Below are 19,260 nucleotides of genomic sequence, written 5' to 3' on the forward strand. Positions count from 1 at the left end.
GATGGCGGATCAGCACGACCACGCGCACGACCACGACCACCCGCACGACCACGCGCACGAGGAGTCCGCGGAGCCGAAGGTGGTCGGTGAGCTGCCCGACCTCGACAAGGGCACCGCCCGCCCGATCACCGTGGTCGGCAACCCCGTGCTGCACCGGGAGAACCGGACGGTCACCGCGTTCGACGCCGAGCTGGCCGCGCTGATCGACGACATGTTCGTCTCGATGTACGCGGCCGAGGGCGTCGGCCTGGCGGCCAACCAGATCGGTGTGGACGCCAAGGTGTTCGTCTACGACTGCCCGGACGACGACGGTGTCCGGCACGTCGGCCACGTGGTCAACCCGGTGCTGGTGGACCTGCCGGCCGGGCAGCGGCAGCTGGACGACTCCCCGGAGGGCTGCCTCTCGGTGCCCACCGCCTACATGGAGCTGGCCCGCCCGGACTACGCGATCGTCACCGGCCAGGACAAGGACGGCAACCCGATCCGGGTCGAGGGCAACGGCTTCTTCGCGCGCTGCCTCCAGCACGAGACCGACCACCTGTACGGGTACCTGTACATCGACCGGCTCTCCAAGCGGGACCGCAAGGACGCGCTGCGGCAGATGGCCGAGGGCACGCCCAAGTACGCCACGGTCGCCAACGACTGATCGACCGTCAGGGTCGGCTCCGGGCTCCCGCCCGGAGCCGGCCCTTTCGCGTTCCCCCGGTGCGGACACCCCGGCGCGGCCGACCTGACTGGGTCGGACTCCGATGCTGGCGGCTCCGGGCGCCGTTCTGCTGGACTCGGTCGGCGCAGGCTCGGCGACCGTGCGCGCGCCAAGAACCGAGGGGATTTCACACCGATGAACATCATCAGCTGGAACGGCACCGAACCGGAGAACCCGCTGGTGCCCGGCGACGCGACCGAGCGCGACAGCGTGAAGATCGTCAACGCGCTGTTCACCGGTCTGGTCGAGTACGACCCGAACACGGCCGAACCCCGCAGGGCGGTGGCCAGGTCGATCGACTCGGCCGACTCCCGGGTCTACCGGATCGCCCTGCACCCGGGGTGGACCTTCCACGACGGGACCCCGGTCACCGCCGGCAGCTTCGTCGACGCCTGGAACCACACCACCTACGGTCCGAACCGGCTGCAGGGCGCCGAGTACCTGTCCCACATCCAGGGCTACGAGGCGAACCAGAGCGGGGAGACGACGGAGCTGGCGGGGCTGAAGGTGATCGACGACAGCACCTTCGAGGTGACCCTGTCGGCGCCGTTCTCGGCCTTCGTCACCCAGCTCGGCTACACGGCGTTCTTCCCGCTGCCGCGCAGCTTCTTCGCCGACCCGAAGGCGTTCGAGGCGCACCCGATCGGCAACGGCCCGTTCCGCTTCGAGTCGCACGCGCCCGGCGAGCACATCCTGCTGAGCCGTTACGACGCCTACGCCGGGGCCCGCAAGCCCCGGGTGGACGGGGTGGAGTTCCGGTTCTACCGCCGGCTGGAGGACGCCTACGCGGACGTGGTGGCGAACAGGCTCGACTACCTCGACTTCGTCCCGGCGGACGCGCTCGACGGCGGCCGGTACAAGGTGGAGCTGGCCGGGCGCTACGTGGCCAAGCCGTACATGGGCGTGCAGTCGATCTCGTTCCCGATGTGGGACCCGCGGTTCGCCGACCCGCGGCTGCGGCAGGCGCTCTCGATGGCCATCGACCGGCAGTACGTGATCGACACCGCCTTCGACGGCGACAAGATGCTCCCGGACGGCCTGGTGCCGCCGATCGTGCCCGGGTACGGCGGCGGTGCCGGCGGCGACCTGTGCAGCTACCAGCCGGAGAAGGCGAAGGCGCTGTTCGAGAGCACCGGTTTCGAGGGGCCGATCGAGCTGACCTCCAACGACGACTCGGCCAACCAGGTGTGGATCGACGCGGCCTGCCGCACCATCACCGCGGCGCTGGGCGTCGAGGCCAGGTACGCACCGGTGCCGACCTTCGGCGAGTTCCGCAAGCTGATCAACGAGCAGCAGGTCACCACGATCTTCCGGTCCGGCTGGGTCGCCGACTACCCGTCGATCGAGAACTTCCTCAACCCGATCTTCCGCACCGGTGCGGCGGTGAACGGCTCCGGCTACTCCAACCCGGCGGTGGACGCGCTGCTGGCCGAGGCGGACGCGGCGCCCTCGGAGCAGGAGGGCTGGGAGCTCTACCGGCAGGCGGAGAAGATGATCATCCAGGACATGCCCGCCATCCCGCTCTGGTACCAGAAGGTGGAGTCGGGCTGGTCCACCCGGACCGGGAACGTCACCGTCACCCCGCTGCTCCAGCTGGACCTGTTCGACGTGACGCTGGAGAGCTGACGGCGGAGCCTTCCCCGGTCCGCCGGCGAGAGCGCCACCACACCGGCGCCACACCGGAGTTGCCTAGATTCGGTAGTGCCCCGTCAGCTGAGTGGAAGGAGACGCCATGCCGTCCCAGACCGTGGAACTGCCGAACATCCGGGTGACCGCCGAGTCGGTGCCGAGCATCACCACCGACGCGCCGTACGAGCGCGAGTGGCTCCCGTCGCTCATCGCACCGATGAAGTAGCAACCGACGGCGGGCCGTTCACCGGAGAGCCCGGTGGACGGCCCGCCGTCGCTCCCGACCCACCGACCCAGCCCTGGGGTGAACCTTGTCGCCGTCCTACTCGCAGATCGACCGACTGCTCGGCACCGACCCGCAGTTCGGGGATCCCGGGGCCATCGAGGCCCGGAACATCGCCCGCTACCGGCTGGGGCTGACGGTGCTGGCCCGGGACTTCCCCGAGGCGGCCGAACGGTTCGAGCGGCTGGCGAAGGAGGAGGACGCGGGGCTCCGCCCGTTCCTCTACGACCCGGTGCTGCGGAACGCCTTCGAGAACGACCTGGTCGCGCTGGAGCGGCACCGGCCGGGCCCGAGCGAGTTCGCCCGGCAGCTGACCCAGGCGGACCTGGACGCCGGTGACGGGCTCGGCCCGACCGAGCGGCTGATGGACCCGCACCACCGGCCGTGGGCCGGCCGAGGGGTCGGCTGGGTGTGGACCGAGGTCCGGCCCGAGGTGGCCGAACTGCCGCTCGCGGTACGGCTGGAGGAGCTCAAGCAGGGCAGCTTCACCGACCTGCGCGGCGCCCGCCGGATCGCCCCGGGGCAGGCCCAGCTGGCCGGGCTGGCCCGGGGCGCCGAGCTGCTGGCCGAGCTGCTGCCGTACGCGGGGGCCGGGGTCTTCCCGCACGTCTCGCTGGTCGGTCTGGCCCAAGGGGCCGCCGACGACGGCGAGTTGCACTCGTTCTCGGGTGGCGACCCGCTGCCCTCGGCGCTGTTCGTCGCGCCGGAGCACCTCGACGACCCGTGGATGACCGCCGAGATCCTGCTGCACGAGGGGCTGCACCTCAAGCAGTTCGACCTGCTGCGGACCGGCGCGATGGTCGCCGACCCCGGCCACCTGGTGGAGATCCCCTGGCGGTCGGCCCCGTGGACGCTGACCCGGGTGCTGGCCGGCCTGCACGTCTACAGCCACCTGGTGCTGTTCTTCGCGGCCGCCGCCGAGGCCCCCGCCGAGCTGGTGGAGCGCTTCGGCGCGCCGCCGGTCACCGAGGGCGTGGGGGCGCCCACCCCGGGCAGCCGGGCCGACCGGGAGGGCGGGTACGACACCAGTGCCGAGCGGGCCGGCTACCTCGGCCGGCAGGCCCTGGAGGTGCACGGCGAGGCGCTCACCCCGGCCGGCCGGCGGTTCGTCCGGTGGCTGCTGGACGCGGTGGCGCCGCTCGCCCCGGCCGTCCGGGTGACCGTCCCCGAGCCGGCCGCCGCCGCGCCCGGCTCGGTGCAGCGGCCCGCGCTCGACCCGCGCGGCTACCGGAAGGCCGAGCCGGTGACCGTCTGCCCGCTGCCGGACCAGCACCAACTGCTGGCCTACTCGCCGGAGGCGGCGCGGTTCCACTGGCTGAACGAGCACGCCTGGCTGATCTACGCGCTGTGCGACGGTGGCACGCCCGAGGAGATCGAGGCGGCCTACACCCGGCGGGGCGGCGGCGGTCCGGACGACGCCCGGTTCGCGCTCGGGATCGCCGGGCTGACCGAGGCCGGACTGGTGGAGCCGGTCACCGACTGAGCCGGTCGGCGTGCCCGGGTGCCCGGGCTCCGAGGCGCCGAGGTGACACACCGGACGCGGGCAGGCCCGGCGGCCGGGCATGCTGAGCGGAGCGTGCCAGGGAGTCCAGACCTCCCGGCCCGGTATCGCTGCCTTCCGGTGGAGGTTCGCTGAATGTCCGTCATGTCCCCGCCCTCGCCCCGGCTCCTCGCCCCGCCCGGGCCGACCGGTGCCGAGCCGTCCGGCGGCACCCGGTTCGGTCTGCTCGGACCGCTCCAACTCCGCTGCGGCGAACGGGAGATCGAGCTGTCGGCGGCCAAGCAGCGGGCGCTGCTGGCGCTGCTGGCGATCAACGTCAACCGGCCGGTCCAGGTGGACCGGATCATCGCCGAGCTGTGGCAGGCCGACGAGCCCGAGAGCGCCCGGAAGACCCTGCAGGGGTACGTCTGGCGGCTGCGCGGCCTGCTCGGCAAGGGGGCGGTGCGGACCACCGGCAGTGCGTACACCCTGCTGACCGAGGCCGGCTCGATCGACGCGGTGCGGTTCGAGACGCTGGCGGAGTCCGGCCGGGCGGCGCTCCGTACCGGCGACCACGGGCAGGCCGGCCGGCTGCTGCGCGGTGCGCTGGAGCTCTGGCGCGGTCCGGCGCTGGTCGACGTGCCGCTCGGGCCGAGCGTGTTCGGGTACGTGAGCCGGCTGGAGGAGGCCAGGGTGCTGGCCGCCGAGGGTCTGGTCGAGGCGGAGCTGGCGCTGGGCCGGCATGCGGAGGTGCTGCCCGTGCTGCGCGGTCTGGTGGCGGAGCACCCGCTCCGGGAGCGGCTGCGGTCCCAGCTGATGCTGGCGCTGCTGCGCGACGGGCGGCAGGCCGAGGCGCTGGCCGCGTACGGCGAGCTGCGGGACCTGCTGATCGAGGATCAGGGGCTGGACCCGGGCCGGGCGGTGACCGAGCTGCACCGGCGGATCCTGGCGGGCGACCCGACGCTGCACCTCGGCTGAGGCCGGTCGGCCCGGGACACGCCGGAGGGGCGCGGGGAGAACCCCGCGCCCCTCCGGTGGTGTCGCGGCCTAGAAGTCGTCGTCGAAGGCGACCGAGCCCTCGACGGCGGTCTGGTAGGCGCTGACCCGGCGCTCGAAGAAGTTGGTCAGCTCCTGCACGTTCTGCAGCTCCATGAAGCCGAACGGGTTGCTGGAGCCGTACCGGATCGGCATGCCGAGACGGGCCAGCCGCTGGTCGGCGACCGCCTGCAGGTACTCCCGCATCGAGGCGGTGTTCATCCCCGGCAGGCCCTCGCCGCAGAGGTCCTCGGCGAACTGGAGCTCGGCCTCGACGGCTTCCTCCAGCATCTCGGTGACCTGCTTGGCCATCTGGTCGTCGAAGAGGTCGGGCTCCTCCTGGCGGACGGTGTCCACCACCGAGAAGGCGAAGTCCATGTGCATGGACTCGTCCCGGAACACCCAGTTGGTGCCGGTGGCCAGACCGTGCAGCAGGCCCCGGGACCGGAACCAGTACACGTACGCGAAGGCGCCGTAGAAGAACAGGCCCTCGACGCAGGCCGCGAAGCAGATCAGGTTGAGCAGGAAGGCCCGTCGGTCGTCCTTGCTCTGCAGCGAGTCGAGGTGGTCGACCGCGTTCATGTACTTGAAGCAGAACTGCGCCTTCTGGTGGATGGAGGGGATGTTCTCCACCGCGTCGAAGGCCGCCGCCCGGTCCTCGGGATCGGGCAGGTAGGTGTCGAGCAGCGTCAGGTAGAACTGGACGTGCACGGCCTCCTCGAACAGCTGCCGGGACAGGTAGAGCCGGGCCTCGGGCGAGTTGATGTGCTTGTAGAGGCTCAGCACCACGTTGTTCGAGACGATCGAGTCACCGGTGGCGAAGAAGGCGACCAGGCGGCCGATCATGTGCCGCTCGCCCTCGCTGAGCTTGGCGAGGTCGGCGACGTCGGAGTGCAGGTCCACCTCCTCGACGGTCCAGGTGTTCTTGATCGCGTCGCGGTACTTGTCGTAGAACGACGGGTACCGCATCGGACGGAGCGTCAGCTCGAAGCCCGGGTCGAGCAGCATCTTCTCGCGGTCGGTGGTGCTCACTGGCAGGCCTCGCAGGACTCGGGGTTCTCCAGGGAGCAGGCGAGCGCCGCCTCCTCCTCCGGAGTGAGGGTGGTCGGGGTCGCCACGACGACCGGCGCGGACGGCGCCGGGACGACGGCCTTCGCCCCGGAGGAGGAGGCGGCCTGGGCGATCCGGGTGGCCGGGCGCGAGCGCAGGTAGTAGGTGGTCTTCAGACCGACCTTCCAGGCGTACGCGTACATCGAGCTCAGCTTGCCGATGGTCGGCGCGGCCATGAAGAGGTTCAGCGACTGGCTCTGGTCGATGTACGGCTGCCGGGCGGCGGCCAGGTCGATCAGCGCCCGCTGCGGCAGCTCCCACGCCGTGCGGTAGAGCGAACGGACCTCGGTGGGCAGCCAGTTGAGGTCCTGCACCGAACCGTTCGACTCGCGCAGCGCGTCCCGGGTCTGCGCGTCCCAGACGCCCAGCTCCTTGAGCTCGCGGACCAGGTACGGGTTGACCTGGAGGAACTCGCCGGAGAGGGTCTCGCGCTTGAACAGGTTGGACACCTGCGGCTCGATGCACTCGTAGACACCGGCGATCGAGGCGATGGTCGCGGTCGGCGCGATCGCCAGCAGCAGCGAGTTGCGCAGGCCGGTCTCGGCGATGGTGGCGCGCAGCGCCTCCCAGCGCTCGGTCCACTGCGGGGCGGTCTCGAAGTGGTCGACGTGCAGCTGGCCACGGGCGGCGCGGGTCTCCGCGTACGCCTCGTGCCGGCCGAGCTGCACGGCCAGCTCGCTGGAGCGCTCGTAGGCGACCAGCATGATCCGCTCGGCGATCAGGGTGGAGAGCTGCTTGGCCTCGGCCGAGTCGAAGTCCAGCCGGAGCTGGAAGAAGACGTCCTGCAGGCCCATCACGCCCAGGCCGACCGGGCGCCAGCGGGAGTTGGAGGTGCCCGCCTCGGTGGTCGGGTAGAAGTTGATGTCGATGACCCGGTCCAGGAAGGTCACGGCGGTGCGCACGGTGGCGTCCAGCCGGTCCCAGTCCATCGCGTTCAGCAGGTCGGCCGCGGAGGCGCCGATCGCCACGTGGGCACCGAGGTTGACCGAGCCGAGGTTGCAGACCGCGGTCTCGGAGTCGTCGGTGACCTCGATGATCTCGGTGCAGAGGTTCGAGGAGTGCACGGTGCGGCCGGGCACGGCGGTCTGGTTGGCGGCGCGGTTGGAGGCGTCCTTGAAGGTCATCCAGCCGTTGCCGGTGGTGGCCAGGGTGCGCATCATCCGGGCGTACAGGGTCTGCGCCGGGATGGTGCGGACGGCCTTGCCCTCGGCCTCGGCCTTCAGGTACGCGGCGTCGAAGTCGGCGCCCCAGAGGTCGACCAGCTCGGGCACGTCGACCGGGGAGAACAGCGACCAGTCGGCGTTGGCGTTCACCCGGCGCATGAACTCGTCCGGGATCCAGTGCGCCAGGTTCAGGTTGTGGGTCCGGCGGGCCTCCTCGCCGGTGTTGTCGCGGAGCTCCAGGAACTCCTCGATGTCGGCGTGCCAGGTCTCCAGGTACACGCAGGCGGCACCCTTGCGGCGGCCGCCCTGGTTCACCGCGGCGACCGAGGAGTCCAGGGTGCGCAGGAACGGGACGATGCCGTTGGACTGGCCGTTGGTGCCGCGGATCAGGCTGCCGCGCGAACGGATCCGGCTGTAGGAGAGGCCGATGCCGCCGGCGTGCTTGGAGAGCCGGGCGATCTGCGCGTAGCGGCTGTAGATCGAGTCCAGGTTGTCCAGCGGCGAGTCCAGCAGGTAGCAGGAGGACATCTGCGGGTGCTTGGTGCCGGAGTTGAAGAGGGTCGGCGAGGAGGTCAGGTACTCCAGCCGGCTCATCAGGGTGTAGAGCTCGGCCACCTCGGCCACCGACTGCTCGGTGTCGCCGACCGCGAGACCGGCGGCGACCCGGAGCAGGAAGTGCTGCGGGGTCTCGATCACCTTGCGGGTGATCGGGTGGCGCAGCAGGTACCGGGACTGCACGGTGCGCAGGCCGAAGTACTCGAAGCGGTCGTCACCGCGCTGGTCGATCAGCGCGTCGAAGGCGTCGGCGTGCTTGGCCACCAGGGCGGCCGTGACGTCGCCGATCAGGCCCTCGGTGTGGCCGACCACGATCGAGGCGGAGAAGGAGAGCGCGCCCTGGCCGATCGCCTCGTCCTGGATCTCCAGCGCGAGCAGGCGGGCGGCGAGCTTCGAGTACTGCGGGTCCTCGGCGATCATCGAGGCGGCAGCCTCCACGGCCAGTCCGCGCAGCTCGGCGAAGTCCGAGTTGGCGTTCCGGCCGCGCAGCGCAGCGGCCGCGACGTGGCCGGGGTCCACCTGGGGCAGGTCGATGCTGCGGTCGGTGAGCAGCCGAAGCAGCGCAGCACCTGGATCGGTCTGGGCGGAGTCGGCAGAACCCTGGGAGGGCAGGGCAACTGAGGCAGCGATGGTCAAGGCGCTTCTCTCCTGGCGGCGGCGGTCGGCGAGGGGCACCGGACCCGTCAGGGCGCAGGGGAAGGCAGCGCGGAACACCTCACGGCGCGCGCGAACCACCCCCCGGCCCACCCGCGAGGCCCGGACGATACTGCTGTGCTGCATGGCGACTGCGGGGAAGCCCTGTGGCACACGGTCGGCAGGTCATCGGACTTGCGGGAACCTGCTGGAGGAGCCCGCTCACCGCTGCGGGGCAGTCCCGGAATCACACCGGGTTCCCCTGCGTCGACAGCGAAAGCGAGCATACATGTAGTGGTGCCTGGCTCGTGTAACCCCACATCTTGTGTCGTGTCGTGTAGCGCATGAGTAGCCTGCAGTGACCGGCGGCGTGCCGTGCCGGACCGTGGGACACCTCTGTCCAGCGGATTGGGCGATGGCCTAGGATCTGCGCTCATGAGTGATGGGGCGGGAATGAACAACGGTGGATACGGTCCGCCGCCGGGGCAGGGGCAGTCGTCGTACCCGCAGTATCCCGGGTACGGGCCGCCGCCGACCGAACCGAACTGGGAGCAGCTCGCGGAGCAAGCCGCGGGCGAGCAGCGTCGGAAGACCCGCAACCGGATCCTGTTGGGTGTCGGTGCGCTGCTGGTGGTCGGCGCGCTGACGGCGGTCGCGGTGACCGTGTCGCGCTCCGGCAAGGACGACCCGATCGCCCTCCCCAGCCAGAGCGCCTCGCCCAAGGCGTCCGGACCGGCGAAGCCCTCGGCCTCGGCCGGCGAGGACGAGAGCACGAAGGCGATCTGGGACGTCACCACCGACAAGGCTCCGGTCACCTCGACCGCGTTCTTCCCGGAGGACTCGCTCACCATCAACGGTCACACCTGGGTCCGCCGCGCGGTCGCCACCACGACACCGTGCTGGAACGCCACCATCGGCGGCCTCGGCGACGTGATCGCGGGTCAGGCCTGCCAGCAGGTGTTCCGGGCGACCTACGCGTCCGGCGACAGCGCGATCGTGGTCGGCGTTGCGGTGTTCGACAAGAAGCTCCAGGCGGAGACCGCGATGACCAAGTACAAGGGGCACATCAAGGGACTCCCGGCCGACGACGTCAAGGAGTTCTGCCAGACGGTCGGCTGCGCCAGTACCCACGGCTCGCTCGGCCGGTTCGCCTACTTCACTTCGGCCGGCTCGGCCAAGGCCGGGGGGACCACGGCTGACCAGACCGCGACCGACAGTGGCCCGGCGTTCGCCGACCACCTGCGTGAGCTGTTGACCCAGCGCGCGCTGTCACAGCCCCACAGCTGACAACGGGAGACGCGGGGTCGGTCGCCTCGCCTCGCCCCGGTACTGTCTCCCTGTCGGGATGATCAAGCGTCAGGGGGATGGGTGTGATACCGGCGGGGGTGCTGCGGAGCAAGGCCGTCAAGGTGACCGCGGCGGGGCTGGCCGTCGCCGCTCTGTGCACGGCGGTGATCGCGGTCAGCTCGGACGATCCGCTGCCGGGACCGGTTGGGCTGGCGCCCTTGCCGACCCTGTCCGGACCGCCATCCTCCCGAGCACCCCGGGTGCCGACGGCCGAGCTCGGAAAGGTCCTGCTGGAGCGGGACCCGAAGGCTTCGCCCAACGCCCGCTCGGTCTACCAGATGCTTGCGGACCTCGAGCGGGACGCCCGTGCGGGGAAGCCGCGCGGCACCGTCGTCGGCCAGCACGTCGAGGTGCAGAACGAGCTCTACAACCCCTCGTACGGTGACTACGCGGGGACCAAGACCGCCGGGTACTACTACAAGAAGGCGATCGACATCACCGGCAAGCTGCCGGGATTCGTCGAGGCCGACCTCGGTCCCGGCTACGGACAGAGTACTTGGGGGGTGGGGAACCCCCGGTCCTACTCGAAGGACAAGTGGCCGTCCTGCTCAGCCAAGTGGCAGTACGCCGACGACGCCGTCGACCTGCTGACGGCGGTGTGGTCCGGTCACCCGCGTCCGGACGACGGGACCTACGGGGCCAGTGGCGTGCAGCAGAACTGCGACGGCACCACCACGATGCTCCCGGACAACGGTGGTGGCCCGGCAGGCATCGTCGGGATGTCCTTCCACGAGCCCTACCCAGGCTCGCCGACCAAGTCCTTCGACCGGGTGCTGTGCGAGAACTCGCCTGCGGCGACCGACCGCGGCTGGTTCGGCCGGGTGGTGGACGAGAGCTCGGGCACGGCCGAGAACCGGGCTCTGATGGAGGACCTGCGCTACCTGGCCGACCACCTGGAGTACCTGGCCGCGCACGACGTTCCCGTTCTGTACCGGCCGTACCACGAGATGAACGTGCCGGGCTGCAATCGGAGTTTCTGGTGGTCGGGACAGTCGGGCACCGATTTTCAGAAGCTGTGGAAGATCACCTACCGCTACCTGGTGGAGACCCGGGGACTGCACAACCTGATCTTCGTCTGGACCCCGGTCTCCTGGGACGGCGCCCCCGGCGTCGACCCGTGGGGCTACTATCCCGGCGCGCAGTACGTCGACGTGGTCGGGGTGGACGACTACAGCGGCAGCCCGCGGGACCCGATCGGCACCGGCGAGGTGTGGACCAAGCGCTACTACGACGGTCTCGCCGCGTACAACAAGCCCCGGATGCTGGCGGAGTCCTTCGCCGTACCGGTGAACTCCCGGCAGAAGGACACCCTGAAGCGGACACCCTGGACGGTCTGGACGGTCTGGGGGCAGTCGCTGACGGAGAAGAACGTGACGCCGGGCCAGGTGGTCAACTCCAGGGCCGACGTCAAGGAGACCTACAACAGCCCGATGGCGATCACCGGGGGCTACGGGCGCTTCGGGGTGAACTTCGACTGGTCCGCCCTGCACATGGGATGAGTTTGGTAACGATCCGCGGCCCTGTGCATACGAGTGCGGGTTGTGACGGATCAATGTGGGAACCTTTTTGGGTTTGACCGATCCGACGGCTGCCCACTACCGGGTCCGGCCGGGGGACTGCGATCTGAGGGAAGGTGAGGTCCGGTGTCGACTTCGGTGCTGGGGTACGCCGGCCGACACGTACGTACGGTCGGCTGGGTCGCCGCCTGTTGGGGCGTGGTGCTGCTCCTCTGGTCGGCCTACAACTGCTTCTGGCAGGTGGGCTTCACCACCTTCGTACAGGGGATCTTCTACTACGGGGTCAGCGACGGTGCGGCCCAGGCCGAGACCAACGGGCTCAACTACGGGGTGATCTACCTCGGTTCGGCCTGGCTGATCCTCAACGAGCGGTACTGGGCCAGGGGCGTGGTGATCGGCGTCGCGCTGGTCGAGGGCTACAACCGCCTGCGCAGCCTGACCGGTGCGCTGTTCGACGCCCCGCAGCGGGAGTGGTTCACCGGTACCACCGAGGGCTTGCTCAAGCTGCTCACCTTCGTCGTCGGCCTGTCGGTCACCACGGTGTTGGTCGTGCTGCTGACCAGGTCGTTCCTCGGCGAGAGCAGCCAACCGACCCGTGCCCGGGTGGACTTCGCCCCACAGCCCGCATTCCAGCAGCCGTACGGTCAGGGGCCGGCCTTCGGCCAGGCACCGCAAGCCGGGTACGGATATCCGCAGCCGTTCGCCCCGACCCCTCCCTTCGCCCCGGCCCCGCCGCAGTCGGCCTGGGGCGGGCCGCAGCAGCAGCCGGTGCCGCACGACGGCCCCGCGCAGGCAGCGCCGGTCCCGCAGCAGGCCGCTCCGCAGGTTGCCGCCGATCCCTCACCGATCGCGCAGCCGACCGAGCCGACCGCATAGCGGACCGTCGGAACCCCGTTCACAGGAGTCTGGACTGACATGACGACAGCGCCCGTGCGGCCCGTGCCCGCGATCTCCCGTGAGGCGAAGCGGCTGGCCGAGCGGCACCAGGACTGGAAGCCCGGCCTGCTCCCGTTCTACATATCCTTCCTGGTGATCTTCGGTTTCTCGGTCTGGTCGTTCGTTCCGAACCCGAGCCCGCTCGGTTGGGTGCTGACCATCGTCTGGTCGATGCCCGTGATGGGCGTCCTGATCGGTTTCCAGGGCGTCCTGATGGTTCGTCGGCGGCTTCGGAAGGTGGCGCAGATGGTGCCGCCGGCCCCGGCCGAGGACGACTTCCTGATCGTGCTGGTGCCCACCATCGGCCGGCACGACACCTATCCGGCGCTGGAGCGCTCGGTCCTCTCCTACGTTGACCACCTGCCGGCCTACTTCCCGTGGCTCCGGGTGGAGATCCTGACCGAGGAGGGCTGCGCAGCGGGGGAGAAGATCGACGAGCTGGCGGCTCGCAGCCCGTTGATCCGGGTGGTCACCGTCCCGAAGACGTACCAGACTCCGAACGGCACCAAGTTCAAGGCCAGGGCCAACCACTACTCGCACGAACTCCGGATTGCCGAAGGCGACGCGGAGGACGACGTCTGGGTCCTGCACATGGACGACGACACCGGTGTGGGCCCGGACACCGCCGCCTCGGTCGCGCAGTTCATCAACCGTCAGCGCAGGGCCGGCGACGACGCCAAGCACATGGCGCAGGGGATCCTGACGTACCCGCGGGAGAACGCGGTCAACACCTTCACCTGGCTGGCGGACGCGATCCGCCCGGCCGACGACATCGCGCGGTTCCGGGCGATGACGGGGACCGGCACCCCGACTGCGGGGGTGCACGGCGAGCTGCTGCTGATGCGGGCGTCCATCGAAGCGACCATCGGGTGGGACTTCGGGCCCGACACGATCGTCGAGGACGCTCAGCACGCCCTGAACTTCTGCACCCGCTACCCGGGCCGCAGCGATTGGTTCAACGGGCGTTGCTACGGCGCTTCGCCGGCCGGTCTGAAGGACTTCATCAAGCAGCGCGAGCGGTGGGCCTGGGGCCTGGTGGCGCTCTGCTTCAACCGCTCCATCCCGTTGAAGTACCGGGTCTTCATCGGCTTGGGCATGGTCAGCTGGGTGCTCGGCCCGCTTCAGCACGTCGGGCTGATCCTGTTGATCGCCTGGTTCACCGGGACGATGAACACCTCGCCCGTCACCCAGTCGGTGGTCTTCATCTGGGCGATCAACTTCGCCTACGTGATCTGGACTTACTGGGAGGGCCTGCGCCTCAACGCGCTCTCCTCGGCCAGCTACCGGCGCAAGTGGTGGGAGCCGATCGCGATCGTCGCGCTGATCCCGGTCTTCTCCTTCCTGGAAGGACTCGGTGGACTGCGTGGACTGATCAAGTTCCTCCGCCGCGAGGAGAACCAGTTCGTCGTCATCGCAAAGCCGGCCTGAGCAGGCTCAAGGAATCTCGTGAAGCGTCTCGTCATATTCGCGGCCCCGGTGCTGGTCGTCGGGGTCACCGTCGCGGTGCCGTTCGTGTTCGGCAACCATCCGCTCAAGTTCGACAAGGTGGCGGCGAGGAGCGGGAGTTCGATCTCGCCCGATCCTGGCCCCGGGGTGGTCGTCGCCGGGTCCGGCGGGCAGTCGCCTGCCGCCAGCCCGAGTCCGTCCGACACCTACCAGGGGCCCAGAGTGGCCAAAGCCTGGCAGCAGGGGGCGCCGGAGTGGGGCATCCAGGTCTACTGGCTGGACGACCCGGCGGACCCGGAGAACTTCGTCCAGGGCAAGGCCGACCGCATCATCCAGTACGTGGTGGGGCTGAAGGCCAACTCGATCTCGATCTCCTTCCCGTTCTACACCGGTGGCAGGACCTCCAACGAGCTGTTCACCGAGCCGACCTCACCGACCCCGGACCGGCTGGCACTCCTGGTGGACGCCGCGCACCGGGCGGGGCTGCGTACGGTCATCCGGCCGATCCTCGACGAGGTCGTGTTGAAGCCGCAGGCCGGTGGGTGGCGCGGCAACATCACACCCTCGGACCGGACCAGGTGGTTCGCCTCGTACAGCAAGCTGCTCACCCCGTACCTGAAGATGGCTGCCGAGCACCAGGCCGAAGCCTTCACCATCGGCACCGAGCTCAACTCGCTGGAGGGCGACCCGTCCTGGCAGGGTCTGATGGATCAGGCCAAGGGCCTCTTCCCCGGTCGGATCGGGTACGACAGCAACTGGGACAACTACGTCAAGGGACAGATCCAGGTGCCGGCCCAGGAGATCGGGGTGGACGCCTACTTCCCGGCCAGGAAGTCCACCGACGACGCACCGGTCTCCGAGCTGGTGGCGTCGTGGAACACCTGGCTGGACAAGAAGGGCAAGGGGCCGCTGCCGGGAACCACGTTGACCGAGGTCGGCATCCCGGCTCAGCAGGGCGCCTACCAGGCGCCCGGCGACTTCTACACCCGCCGGGCGGCCAACAACGAGGTGCAGGCCCGCTGGTTCGCCGCTGTCTGCCAGGTCGCCAACGAGCGCAAGCTGGGCGGGGTGTACTTCTGGTCGGCGTACTTCGGCACCGACCCGAACCAGAAGGCGGAGGAGGACACTCCCCGGATGGAGTTCGCGGGACGGTCGGCGACCGAGCAGGCAATCCGGGATTGCTTCAGCGGCGACTACCAGGTCCCGGCGCACTGACCGCACGGCTCGGGCCCGGTACCGGATCATTCCGGTACCGGGCCCGAGCCGTGCGGTCAGCCCGGATTGGGGGTTCCACTGGGCTTGCCGGCCGGGCGGCTCGAACTCGGGGTGCCGGACTTCGGTTTGGTCGAGGACGGCTTCGACGAGGGGGTCGTCTTGCCGGAGGGCGTACTCGTGGGTGCGGCCGCGCTCGGTGAGGGCACCGGTTCGGGCGTGCTGGGCACGGGTGACGGCGCTGCGGCCGGGGCCGGCCCGGCGAGCGCTCGGCCGATCTCGTCCTCGAACCACGGGGCGATCAGTTCCTTGCCTGCCGGGGCCAGGTGCACGCCGTCGTTCCTCGGGTAGAGCGGGGCGCCCTGCTCGTCCCGAAGCCGGCAGACGCCCCGGGGGCACAGGAAACCACCGAGATCCAGGAGGTGGATCGACCCCTCGGAGGCCAGCACGAAGTCCTCGACCTGACGGTTGTAGCAGGAGCCCCACTTCAGGTCGATCGCGCCGTTCGCGTTGCGCTCGTTCATCAGCAGCACGCGGGCCGACGGGGCCTCGCGCCGGACCAGCTCCACCAGGGCCTGCAGGCGCGGGTAGTAGAGGCCGCGGTACTCCGGGGCACAGGGGGAGATCCACTGCCCCTGCACACCCTGCTCGGCGGCATCCCAACCGAGATGGAGCACCACCAGGTCGGGAGCGGCGGTGGTCAGCCGCTGCTGCCAGACGCTCTCCTTGCGCTTGCACTCGTCCGTGGTCGGGAACTCCACACCGGAGGTGCCACGCACCGCCTCGGGCGCGAAGACACCGCAGCCGCTGATCCCGCCGTCCACCACGGCGAACCGGCCACTGCCGTTCTGGTAGAGGGTCGCGGCCAGGTCCTCTGCGAACGAGTCGCCGAGGGTGAGTACGACCGGCTTCCCGGCGGGGCGCATTCGGTGCTCGATCACCTGTGGCAGCCACCAGGCTCCCGCAGCTGTCACCACGGCCGCCAAGGTGATGATCGGGAGCGCCCGGCTCACCCGCCAGTCGGTCAGCCGGATGCGCTCGGTGAACCGGTGCAGGAGCCAGGCGAGCACCCAGGTGATCGAGCCGCCGAGGAAGAACAGCCGGGACGGCGGGGCGTCGTCGGTGTGTTGCTGGAGTACCCAGTACACGGGCAGGTGCAGCAGGTAGAGGCTGTAGGAGATCTGACCGGTGGTCACCAGCGGGCCGAACGAGAACACCCGGGCCAGTGGGCCCCGATCGTGGCAGAGGGCCACCGTGAGCACCGCGACGAGTACGGCCACCACAGCGAGTCCGCCGCTCCGGTAGAGCCACGGCATCTGGTACTGGTCCACCTTGACACTCAGCCAGAGCACCGAGGCGAGGGCCCCGGTCCCGAGCACCGTGAACAGCACTGTGACGGCGACGGAACTTCGCCCCTCCGGACCGGTGCTGCGGATCCGCCGGCGGCCCAGGTGGACCACGAAGGCGGCGACCGCGCCGGCGGCGAAGCCGACCGCCCGGCTGTCGGTGCCGAGGTAGAGCCGGTCGGCGTTGTGGCCGTCCCACATCAGCGGCGCGACGGCAGCCGCCGCCAGGAAGAGCAGGAAGGTGACCGCGCCGGCGGCCCGTACCGAGCGTCGGCAGAGGAAGAAGAGTGCGACCAGGACCAGCGGCCAGACCAGGTAGAACTGCTCGGTGATGCTGAGCGACCACATCGCGGAGAGCGGGTCGATGTTGGCGAACTTGTCCCAGTAGGCTCCACCACGGGCCACCTGGGCCCAGTTGGCGGCCTGGAACAGTGCGGCCAAGCCCTCGGGCCGGAGCCGTTCGGCCTCCCGGACCGGGCTGAACAACAGGGCCACCAGGACCACCAGGAGCAGCGTGACCAGCAGCCCGGGCAGCAACCGCTTGGCCCGCCGCCGGTAGAACCGGCCGATGGCTATTCGGCCGGTCCGGTCGAGCTCGCGGATCAGCAGCAGGGTGACCAGGAACCCGGAGAGTACGAAGAACGCATCGACGCCGAACAGGCCGTTCGGGAACCAGTTGGTGTGGTAGAGCAACACCGAGATGATCGCCAGGCCGCGCAGTCCGTCCACCGCGGTGTACCGGTTGGCGGACGGCACGTTGGTCCGGGCCACCGGGCGGGGCTGCCCGGACCGGCGCTGCTGCGGGACGTTGACGACGTAGCGGCTCCGACCGGGAACCACGGTGGACCGTCGGGCCGTCCGCATGTCCTGCAGGGTTCGTGCGGCTGGACCTGATCTCTCGTGGTGCGGCACGTCCTGCATGGGTCCCCGGGCTCCTTCGCTGCCTCTGCCGTCGTGCCCCTCGGGCCGCCCGGCTGCTGCGGGGCGGACTGTCACCAGATGGACACCGGAGGGAATCGCTCTACGGTCGACAGAGCATAGTGCCCGGCCGGGCCGGAGCGGTCATCGAGGGCCGGACGACCCGTCAGAGGTCCATGCCGTAGGTCAGCAGCAGGACGCCCGGGCGGACCTCCCAGTCGCGTTCGGGGGTCCGCCGGAAGCCCAGGCGCTCGTAGAGCCGGTGGGCCGAGGTCATCGACGGGCGGGTGGAGAAGGCCATCGCGGTCAGGCCGAGCTCCCGGCTGCGGGCGATCGAGGCGCGGACCAGGGCCTCGCCCGCGCCCCGGCCGCGGGCCGCGCCGCTGACCGCCAGCATCCGGATCTCGCCCTCGTGCGGTTCGGCTATGTCGGCGAAGTCGGTGCCGCCGACCGCGAAGGTCACGCAGCCGAGTACTCGTCCGTCGGCCGGATCGACCGCGACGAGGAGTTCCGCCTGCTCGAACCGGGGGCGGGCGTCGAGGAGTTTGGCGGCGTAAGGGCCGTCGGCCGGGCTGTGGCCGTCACCGACGAAGGCTTCGTGGGTGACGGCTCCGACTGCTTCGAGATCGCCTTCGACGGCGCGGCGGATGACGAGGTCCATGCCGCCAGTGTGCCCGAACGCCGCTCGGAGGCGGCGAGGAGGGTGCCGAGCAACCGGTCGCCGGGGGCGGGGTCGCGCGGATAGCCGCCGGGGCGCTGCCAGTTGTCGCGTCCGTGCCGGGAGGTGCGTTCGACGTCCCGGCCGACCAGCACGCCCAGCAGGGCGAACGAGCCGACGATGCCGATCAGGGCCAGTGTGCTTGCGAGGGTGGAGGAGGTCATGTCCCCACTCTCCTCGGAGCCCGGCGGCCGGACGAGTGGCAGAAAAGCCCTGTTGCGTCGATATCCTGCCATCGGGCATCCTGGGGGCATGCTGCAGAACGTCGTGACCGTGGTACTGGAAGAGGTCCACCCCTTCGAACTCGGCCTGGCCTGCGAGGTGTTCGGCCTCGACCGGAGCGACAACGGCCTGCCGGTGTACGACTTCGCGGTGGCCTCCGACCGGCCCGGGAAGCTGCGTACCCACGCCGGTTACAGCATCGACGTCGAGCACGGCGCCGAGCGGCTGGCCCAGGCGGACCTGGTGATCGCCGCCGCCACCACGATCCGGGACGAGTACCCGGCGCCGCTGATCGAGGGGCTGCGGGCGGCGGCCGAGCGCGGCGCCCGGGTGCTGTCGATCTGCAGCGGCGCCTTCCTGCTGGGCGCCGCAGGGCTGTTGGACGGCCGCCGCTCGACCACCCACTGGCGGCACACCGACCGGCTGGCCGCCCGCTTCCCGCTCACCCGGGTCGAGCCGGACGTGCTCTACGTGGACGAGGACCCGGTGATCACCTCGGCCGGCACCGCCGCCGGGATCGACGCCTGCCTGCACCTGGTCCGCAAGTTCCAGGGCGCCGAGGTGGCCCGGGGGATCGCCCGGCGGATGGTGGTCGCTCCGCACCGGGACGGCGGGCAGGCCCAGTTCATCGCCCGCCCGCTGCCGGAGGCCGACGAGGACTCGCTCGGGGGCCTGCTGGACTGGCTGCGCCGGCACCTCCACCAGGAGCTGACGGTGGAACAACTCGCCGTCCGGGCCCACATGTCGCCGCGTACCTTCGCCCGCCGGTTCCAGCAGGAGACCGGCACCACCCCGCACCGCTGGCTCACCAACCAGCGGCTGCTGCAGGCCCAGCGCCTGCTGGAGGGCACCAACGAGCCGGTCGAGACGGTGGCGGCCTCCTGCGGCTTCGGCAACGCGGCCACCCTGCGCCACCACTTCACCCGCTGGCTGGGCACCACCCCGCAGGCGTACCGCCGCAACTTCGGCTGACGCCCGGCCCTTTGGCAGGGCGCTCGGTTGCA

At 70.4% G+C, this 19,260-nt stretch carries 15 protein-coding genes and 1 riboswitch; of the genes, 11 read left to right on the plus strand and 4 right to left on the minus strand.

Going from position 1 to position 19,260, the window contains the following annotated elements; all coding sequences use genetic code 11:
- The first annotated feature begins 1 nt into the window (after position 1).
- The 5 genes from def to OHV05_RS21755 all read left to right on the plus strand — a co-directional run bounded on the left by def (position 2) and on the right by OHV05_RS21755 (position 5,076).
- Positions 2–646: a peptide deformylase gene (gene def, locus OHV05_RS21735; protein ID WP_403034763.1), complete on the plus strand. Its 645-nt coding sequence runs from the start codon at positions 2–4 to the stop codon at positions 644–646.
- A 195-nt stretch (positions 647–841) separates the two neighbouring features.
- Entirely contained in the window at positions 842–2,332 is a 1,491-nt protein-coding gene (locus OHV05_RS21740; protein ID WP_405019153.1) for an ABC transporter substrate-binding protein, read from the plus strand.
- Positions 2,333–2,438: 106 nt separating this feature from the next.
- Complete coding sequence (locus tag OHV05_RS21745) at positions 2,439–2,561, plus strand: hypothetical protein (protein ID WP_403034768.1); 123 nt, start codon at positions 2,439–2,441, stop codon at positions 2,559–2,561.
- Positions 2,562–2,646: 85 nt separating this feature from the next.
- On the plus strand, positions 2,647–4,101 hold the full coding sequence (locus OHV05_RS21750) for an aKG-HExxH-type peptide beta-hydroxylase (RefSeq protein WP_405019154.1): 1,455 nt from the start codon (positions 2,647–2,649) through the stop codon (positions 4,099–4,101).
- A gap of 153 nt (positions 4,102–4,254) precedes the next feature.
- The gene (locus tag OHV05_RS21755) at positions 4,255–5,076 is read left to right on the plus strand and encodes a BTAD domain-containing putative transcriptional regulator (protein WP_405019155.1); all 822 of its coding nucleotides are present in this window, start codon (positions 4,255–4,257) and stop codon (positions 5,074–5,076) included.
- A 69-nt stretch (positions 5,077–5,145) separates the two neighbouring features.
- Here OHV05_RS21755 and OHV05_RS21760 read toward each other — a convergent pair whose 3' ends face one another.
- Together OHV05_RS21760 and OHV05_RS21765 are read right to left on the minus strand one after the other, a co-directional pair.
- Positions 5,146–6,141: a ribonucleotide-diphosphate reductase subunit beta gene (locus OHV05_RS21760; protein ID WP_405021514.1), complete on the minus strand. Its 996-nt coding sequence runs from the start codon at positions 6,139–6,141 to the stop codon at positions 5,146–5,148.
- Positions 6,142–6,161: 20 nt separating this feature from the next.
- Positions 6,162–8,597 carry a ribonucleoside-diphosphate reductase subunit alpha gene (locus OHV05_RS21765; protein ID WP_405019156.1) on the minus strand — a complete coding sequence of 812 codons (2,436 nt, stop codon included), beginning with the start codon at positions 8,595–8,597 and terminating at the stop codon, positions 6,162–6,164.
- Positions 8,598–8,756: 159 nt separating this feature from the next.
- Positions 8,757–8,898: riboswitch (cobalamin riboswitch) on the minus strand.
- A gap of 131 nt (positions 8,899–9,029) precedes the next feature.
- Between OHV05_RS21765 and OHV05_RS21770 the strand changes: the two genes are divergently transcribed.
- The 5 genes from OHV05_RS21770 (at position 9,030) to OHV05_RS21790 (ending at position 15,055) form a co-directional block, all read left to right on the plus strand.
- On the plus strand, positions 9,030–9,881 hold the full coding sequence (locus tag OHV05_RS21770) for a hypothetical protein (RefSeq protein ID WP_405019157.1): 852 nt from the start codon (positions 9,030–9,032) through the stop codon (positions 9,879–9,881).
- A 77-nt stretch (positions 9,882–9,958) separates the two neighbouring features.
- Positions 9,959–11,440: a glycoside hydrolase family 26 protein gene (locus OHV05_RS21775; protein WP_405019158.1), complete on the plus strand. Its 1,482-nt coding sequence runs from the start codon at positions 9,959–9,961 to the stop codon at positions 11,438–11,440.
- Positions 11,441–11,584: 144 nt separating this feature from the next.
- Positions 11,585–12,334: a hypothetical protein gene (locus tag OHV05_RS21780; RefSeq protein WP_405019159.1), complete on the plus strand. Its 750-nt coding sequence runs from the start codon at positions 11,585–11,587 to the stop codon at positions 12,332–12,334.
- A gap of 39 nt (positions 12,335–12,373) precedes the next feature.
- Positions 12,374–13,822: a glycosyltransferase family 2 protein gene (locus tag OHV05_RS21785; protein ID WP_405019160.1), complete on the plus strand. Its 1,449-nt coding sequence runs from the start codon at positions 12,374–12,376 to the stop codon at positions 13,820–13,822.
- A gap of 18 nt (positions 13,823–13,840) precedes the next feature.
- The gene (locus tag OHV05_RS21790; protein ID WP_405019161.1) at positions 13,841–15,055 is read left to right on the plus strand and encodes a glycoside hydrolase family 113; all 1,215 of its coding nucleotides are present in this window, start codon (positions 13,841–13,843) and stop codon (positions 15,053–15,055) included.
- A 56-nt stretch (positions 15,056–15,111) separates the two neighbouring features.
- Here OHV05_RS21790 and OHV05_RS21795 read toward each other — a convergent pair whose 3' ends face one another.
- Complete coding sequence (locus OHV05_RS21795) at positions 15,112–17,262, minus strand: acyltransferase family protein (protein ID WP_405019162.1); 2,151 nt, start codon at positions 17,260–17,262, stop codon at positions 15,112–15,114.
- A gap of 220 nt (positions 17,263–17,482) precedes the next feature.
- Positions 17,483–17,977 carry a GNAT family N-acetyltransferase gene (locus OHV05_RS21800; protein WP_403034778.1) on the minus strand — a complete coding sequence of 165 codons (495 nt, stop codon included), beginning with the start codon at positions 17,975–17,977 and terminating at the stop codon, positions 17,483–17,485.
- Positions 17,978–18,286: 309 nt separating this feature from the next.
- Between OHV05_RS21800 and OHV05_RS21805 the strand changes: the two genes are divergently transcribed.
- Positions 18,287–19,228 (plus strand): helix-turn-helix domain-containing protein, encoded by a 942-nt coding sequence (locus OHV05_RS21805; RefSeq protein WP_403034780.1) that lies wholly within the window; start codon positions 18,287–18,289, stop codon positions 19,226–19,228.
- Positions 19,229–19,260: the final 32 nt, after the last annotated feature.

Origin of the sequence: Kitasatospora sp. NBC_00070 (assembly GCF_045041205.1) — a bacterium.
In the GTDB taxonomy this organism is placed as follows: domain Bacteria; phylum Actinomycetota; class Actinomycetes; order Streptomycetales; family Streptomycetaceae; genus Kitasatospora.

What these genes read in the sequence shown, in the direction of transcription:
- OHV05_RS21770 (WP_405019157.1), top strand. Translation starts at nt 9,030, where the DNA reads ATGAGTGATGGGGCGGGAATGAACAACGGTGGATACGGTCCGCCGCCG.
- OHV05_RS21800 (WP_403034778.1), bottom strand. Translation starts at nt 17,977, where the DNA reads ATGGACCTCGTCATCCGCCGCGCCGTCGAAGGCGATCTCGAAGCAGTC.
- OHV05_RS21745 (WP_403034768.1), top strand. Translation starts at nt 2,439, where the DNA reads ATGCCGTCCCAGACCGTGGAACTGCCGAACATCCGGGTGACCGCCGAG.
- OHV05_RS21795 (WP_405019162.1), bottom strand. Translation starts at nt 17,262, where the DNA reads ATGCGGACGGCCCGACGGTCCACCGTGGTTCCCGGTCGGAGCCGCTAC.
- OHV05_RS21775 (WP_405019158.1), top strand. Translation starts at nt 9,959, where the DNA reads ATGGGTGTGATACCGGCGGGGGTGCTGCGGAGCAAGGCCGTCAAGGTG.
- OHV05_RS21785 (WP_405019160.1), top strand. Translation starts at nt 12,374, where the DNA reads ATGACGACAGCGCCCGTGCGGCCCGTGCCCGCGATCTCCCGTGAGGCG.
- def (WP_403034763.1), top strand. Translation starts at nt 2, where the DNA reads ATGGCGGATCAGCACGACCACGCGCACGACCACGACCACCCGCACGAC.
- OHV05_RS21755 (WP_405019155.1), top strand. Translation starts at nt 4,255, where the DNA reads ATGTCCGTCATGTCCCCGCCCTCGCCCCGGCTCCTCGCCCCGCCCGGG.
- OHV05_RS21740 (WP_405019153.1), top strand. Translation starts at nt 842, where the DNA reads ATGAACATCATCAGCTGGAACGGCACCGAACCGGAGAACCCGCTGGTG.
- OHV05_RS21805 (WP_403034780.1), top strand. Translation starts at nt 18,287, where the DNA reads ATGCTGCAGAACGTCGTGACCGTGGTACTGGAAGAGGTCCACCCCTTC.
- OHV05_RS21760 (WP_405021514.1), bottom strand. Translation starts at nt 6,141, where the DNA reads ATGCTGCTCGACCCGGGCTTCGAGCTGACGCTCCGTCCGATGCGGTAC.